The organism is Mycobacterium sp. UM_Kg1 (assembly GCF_000972925.1).
Lineage (GTDB): Bacteria > Actinomycetota > Actinomycetes > Mycobacteriales > Mycobacteriaceae > Mycobacterium > Mycobacterium hiberniae.
The window spans coordinates 1-4,990 of the sequence record NZ_JRMK01000210.1; the positions used below are offsets into that span (position 1 = coordinate 1).

At 69.4% G+C, this 4,990-nt stretch carries 5 protein-coding genes; 1 reads left to right on the forward strand and 4 read right to left on the reverse strand.

Going from position 1 to position 4,990, the window contains the following annotated elements:
• Positions 1–21 precede the first annotated feature (21 nt).
• A complete protein-coding gene (locus LI92_RS19765; RefSeq protein WP_052740873.1) occupies positions 22–792 on the forward strand; it encodes a LamG domain-containing protein in 771 nt (256 codons plus the stop codon).
• 239 nt (positions 793–1,031) lie between these two features.
• Here the strand turns inward: LI92_RS19765 and eccE are convergent, their stop codons facing one another.
• The 4 genes from eccE to LI92_RS24660 form a co-directional block, all read right to left on the reverse strand.
• Positions 1,032–2,030 (reverse strand): type VII secretion protein EccE, encoded by a 999-nt coding sequence (eccE, locus tag LI92_RS19770; RefSeq protein ID WP_046321963.1) that lies wholly within the window; start codon positions 2,028–2,030, stop codon positions 1,032–1,034.
• Positions 2,027–3,439 (reverse strand): type VII secretion-associated serine protease mycosin, encoded by a 1,413-nt coding sequence (gene mycP, locus LI92_RS19775; RefSeq protein ID WP_046321964.1) that lies wholly within the window; start codon positions 3,437–3,439, stop codon positions 2,027–2,029. Before mycP ends, eccE begins: the two co-directional genes overlap by 4 nt.
• Positions 3,436–4,833: a type VII secretion integral membrane protein EccD gene (gene eccD / locus LI92_RS19780; RefSeq protein ID WP_152665564.1), complete on the reverse strand. Its 1,398-nt coding sequence runs from the start codon at positions 4,831–4,833 to the stop codon at positions 3,436–3,438. The genes mycP and eccD overlap by 4 nt, the downstream gene beginning before the upstream one ends.
• 40 nt (positions 4,834–4,873) lie before the next feature.
• Positions 4,874–4,990, reverse strand: a 117-nt coding sequence (locus LI92_RS24660; RefSeq protein ID WP_502691482.1) for a hypothetical protein, incomplete at its 5' end; no start/stop codon positions are given.

Here is a 4,990-nt window from a genome sequence, read left to right on the forward strand (position 1 = left end):
TGTGTATAAGAGACAGGCGTCATGGATGAGGACGAGCTGCTTACCGGAAGCCGTGACTTCGACACCGATCGGTGGTCGCTGTTCCACCTGGACAACGACTTCTCGGAGTCGCACGACCTCGCCGGGCAGCATCCGGACGTGCTTGAGCAGCTGACGGAGCGATGGTCGACCGAAGCCGCGGCGAACAATGTGCTTCCGCTGTTCGACTCGTTCATCGGGCGAGTGATCGCCGCGGCGCAGCCGCAATACCCGGTCGGCGCCAAGGCCACCCTGTATCCGCAGGCGGGTCCCGTCCTCGACGAGGCGCTGCCGATGCTCGCCGGCGGCGGACACATCCTCGCCGATGCGGAGGTTCCGCAGGACACGCCCAGTGGGGTCTTGTTCGCCATCGGCGACCGCAACGGTGGGCTGGCCGCCTATGCCGTCGACGGCTTGTTGCACGTCGCGGTGGCACTGCCCAGCGGGACTCTGCAACTGCGGTCCGAGCAGCCCCTGCCCGCCGGGCGCCATCTGATCGGTTGCGTGCTGCGCCTGGAGTCCGGCGGTGCCGCGGTCGACGCGGTCGTCGACGGCACCGTTGTCGCCACCGCTGCGACCGACCACTCCCTTCCGTTCATCTGGCAACACGGCGGCACCCACCTCACTCTCGGCTACGACCGGGGCCTGCCGGTGACAGACGACTACCGGCCACCGTTTGCCTGGAACGGGTCTCTGCATGTTGTCCACGTTCAGGCGGGTCAGGCCGAACTCGACCAGATCGAGGCGCTGCGCATCGCACTGCAGGCCGACTAGGTCTGATGTCCAGGGATGTTGTTGCTGGACGTATAACGCGCGGCGGCCATCGCCTGCGCCGGGTGGCCGAACGTCGCCCGGCTGTCCCCGAAACGCACTGAACTCCCAGCTGATTCAGCCCGCCGCCCTACTTGTCCGGTCAGCGGCCGGAGAATCGCGCCCGTGGTGCGCGCGGGTCGCGGCAGCCGCGCTCGCCGCAATGGCGAGCGCGGCTGCCGCACTGGAAGTGAGTACTGCGCTCAGCCGGTGCCCGAGCCGGCCGTGATGCGCTGTGCAGTGCTGCTGGGCCAGCGAAGTCGGTCCAGCGATTCGGGGCTGATCGCCTCATGGCCGTCGAGCCGCTGAACCGAGGCGGGGTGCAGCACTGCCAGCGACGCGCGGTGGCTACCGAGTTGCGGGGTGAGCCCAGCCAGTGGTGCACCGGCGCCGGGCGCAGCACCGGTACGAAACGCCGCGGCCACAGCCACCGTCCGCTGATCACCGGAACCGGCGATCTCCAGTACCACCCATGTCTCGGATGTCGGATAGTCCCAGATCTTCGTGAGCAGTTCCGCCACGTCCGCTCCCGGGGTGACCCGGTAGGCGGCCACATGATCGTCGTTGTCCTGCACCACCGCATGCCAGGTCTCCCGCGAGCCCGCGACGTCCAGTCGCGGAATGTCGTCGGACTCGACAGGGGTGGCCCCCCAACCGGCTTCGCGCAGATGGTCGGCGAGGCGGCGCGCCGCGACGGCGGCGGTCTGGTGCAGCGGTAGCTCCGGTGAACGTGCCTGCAGCGCAGCGAGGTTGTCGACGGCCGAGAAGGTCAGCCCGATCCACGTGGCGCGCTCCCGGGCGTCGGCATCATCCCCGACGTCTCGGCTGGTCACCCGGATCGCGTCGGCGTGCAAGCCGTAACGGTCCAGGTAACCGGCGATCAGCGGCAGCGGAAGCAGGTCGGGATTCTCCTCCGGCGCCGCGACGGCCAGCAGCGCGGTGACCCGCGTTTCGGTGACCGGTCTGCGCGCTCTGCGTTCCCCGTGTTTCGGCCGCTTGATCGTTGTCCAGCGCCGCAGCAGCGTGGTCACGGGCAGACCGCGCCAGCGCGCCAATGCCACGGCCACCACGGCCAGGCCGATGCCCAGGACCCAGCGCTCGCGCGCCGTCTGCCAGGGGTACGCCGTCGCAGCGGCGACCGCCGCGAACAGCACCAGCGTGATCCGCCCCGTTCCCGGCGACGATGATCGATGCGTACTCACAGGGTGGTCTCCTTTCTGCGGCGCGCTGCAATCGCGGCGGCGCCTACGGTCAATCCGAGCACCGTGATGCCGCCGAATGCGACAAGCTGCGGCGTGCGGTCTTTCGGTGCTGGTTGCGGTGGCGCGGCCACCCGCTTCACCGGCTCCGTGTTCGGGACGGATCCGGCGGGCAGGTGCCATGTCAGCGCGGCGACGGGGTCAACGGTTCCGGCGCCGAGCAGATTGGACGGCGCACGAGCCGCGTCTCGTGCAGTGGCGGTGATCCGGTGAATCACCTGCGCTGCGTTCAGTTCCGGGTACCTGCTCCGGACCAGCGCCGCGACACCGGCCACGTATCCGGACGCATACCCGGTTCCGCTGAGCGGCACCGGTTTCTGCCGCGGTCCGGGGTATCCGTTGGCCAGGCCACCGTCGTCGCGGTTGCTCACCGAGACGATGTCCTCCCCCGGCGCGGCGACACCGACCCACGGGCCGGCCATGGTGAATGCGGACGGCGAGCCGTTCGCATTCACCGATCCCACCGACAGCACATAGGGCTGCCAGGACGACGGAATCGACACCGAGGTGACGCTCCCCCATCCGCGCGGGTCGTCCGGCCGACTCAGATCGGTCAGCGCGTTGGACTGGCAACCCGCAGCACCCGGAGCCGACCCGGTAGCGCCGCTGTCACCGGCCGCAGCGACCACGACAGCGTCTTTCTCGACCGCCGCGTAGCGGATCGCCGCACCCAGTTCGGTCTGGTCGATGTCTCGGTCAGCGGCCAAGCAGTGCACCGTCGAGACGACGATCACCCGCGCACCCAGGTCCGCGGCGTGCACGATCGCCCGGCTGAGCGCCGCCACATCGAAAGCCGCCTGGGCCAACTCGGGGTCGCCACTCGATGCAGCGGGGCTGAACTTCGCCGACGTGGCGCGGAGCGAGACCAGTCGAGCCGCGGGTGCGACACCGGCGAAGCCGTCGTCGCCGGGTTGCCCGGCAACGAGGCCGGCGATCAGTGTTCCGTGCCCGTCGCAGTCGGTGAGGCCGTCGGTTGTGCCGACATAGTCTCCACCCGGCTCGACGGCCGGCAGCCGTGGCCCGGGCCGTACGCCGGTGTCGACAATGGCCACTGTTTGGCCCTCACCCCGAGAGAACTGCCACGCCGCCGGCAGATCGAGCTGTCGCAGCCCGGCAGTGGGTTCGGTGAGATCAGCTCCACCGATGATCTCGGTAGTGCTGCACTCGCCGTTCTGCCGGGTGGCCTGCACGGGACCCGGAGTTCCGCTCGGCGGTACTGCGCCGGCATCGACGGTCGGCGGGGGGATCGCCATGACCGGCGCGGACGTCCACAGCGCGGCGACGAGGACCCCGGCAAGACCGGCAATCCGAACCGCCCTCGACACCCCCCGTACCGGGCCCGAAGGGCTCATCGATTGAGCACCCAGCTGAAGATGCCGACGAAGTAGGCGACCGCAGGGATCAGCGATGCGTCCAGACCCGACGCGAGGAAGCCGACCAGTCGACGCACCGGCAGCGAATAGCTGTGTGGGTCGGCGATTGCCGGAACGGCCGCGGCCAGCGCCCATACCGCCGCCAAACCGGCGAACGCCGCTACCGCGATCAACGCGGCAAGGTAGCGGCCGGTCGCGCCGTAGAGCACAGCCAGCGCCGTCGCCACGAGGAACGGCTGGGCCAGCAACCAGGACTTCCCGGCCACCGAATCCCATACCCGGGCACGGAGTGCGGCGGCGGCAACGCTGGCAATAACTACGTACCAACCCCACGACGGGGCGGCTTCGGGTCGAGCGGCGATCGCGAACGCGCCGAGGGCACCGAGCAGTACTCCACCGGCGATGAATCCGGTCTGGTACCTCTCGCCGGCCTCCACGCGGCGAGGCAGGTCCTCGAGCACACGCAGTGACGGAGCCGAGGGAGTCGGGTCTCCCGGCGCCGGGATGGCGGGCAGCGGGAACCGCGCCCACAGCGCAGACAGATGTGGGGCAGAGACCGTGAGGAGTAGGGCCAGCACCACAAGTCCGCCGCCGATGCTGCTCAGTGGCAGCTCCCATGACGTTTCGACTGCGGCCGCCAGCGCGACGCCCGCACCGACCACGCTTGTCGCGGTGAAGAATCCGAGGTCACGGCGTAAACCGACCACAACGATCAACGACCACGCCGCAACACCGGCAGCGCCCAGCGTTACCTGCGCGGGCCCGAACGGACCCGGCACCGCCAAGGTAAGCGCCGCGGCGATGGGCACCAGCGCGGCGATCGACAGCACTGAGTTGTGCGGTGGGCGAACGACCAGCGCGGCAATTGCGGTGAGCACGGCGACTGCGCCGACGGCGATCAGCCCCGTAGGGGCTCCGGTCGCCAACCGATGGGTCACCGCCAGACCCGTCGCCAACACAATCAATCCGACGACCGCCGCCAATGATCCCGCCCGGACGTGGCCCTGTCCCCAGGGCTTGCGCCGGGAGGCCGAGAAGATAACAGCGGCGTCGGCGATGTCTTCGACGATGCCCGGCGCAGACGGCCCTGCGGGAACCGGCTGCAGGGCCAACAGGTCCCCGTCGACCACACCGACGGTGTCCAGGCTGGCGTCCAGGCTGAACGGTGCACCACCGATCGGCGCAAGGGTGAGCCGGTCGAGGGCGGTGTCATCACCGCTGCCGTCACCCTCATCGGAGGCGGACGGCACCACCAGTCGCTGAACGGTGGGCAGGATTTCGCGCAGCGGCAGGTCAGCGGGCACGGCGATCTCCGTCAGCCGGCTCTCGGCCAGGACGGCTATTCGCACAATCGGTATCACAGCGTTGGCCATCACGGGGTCCTCTGCTTCAGAAGGGACATGGGTTCTTCTCCTAGCGCGTCAAGGTTGGGCTGAAGTGCGGGTTGACGAGTTGTAGGTAGGTGGGTTCGTCGTTGTCGTTGAGCAGGATTGCGCGGCCTGCGGGCAGGCGTGCGAAGCGTTGGCCGCG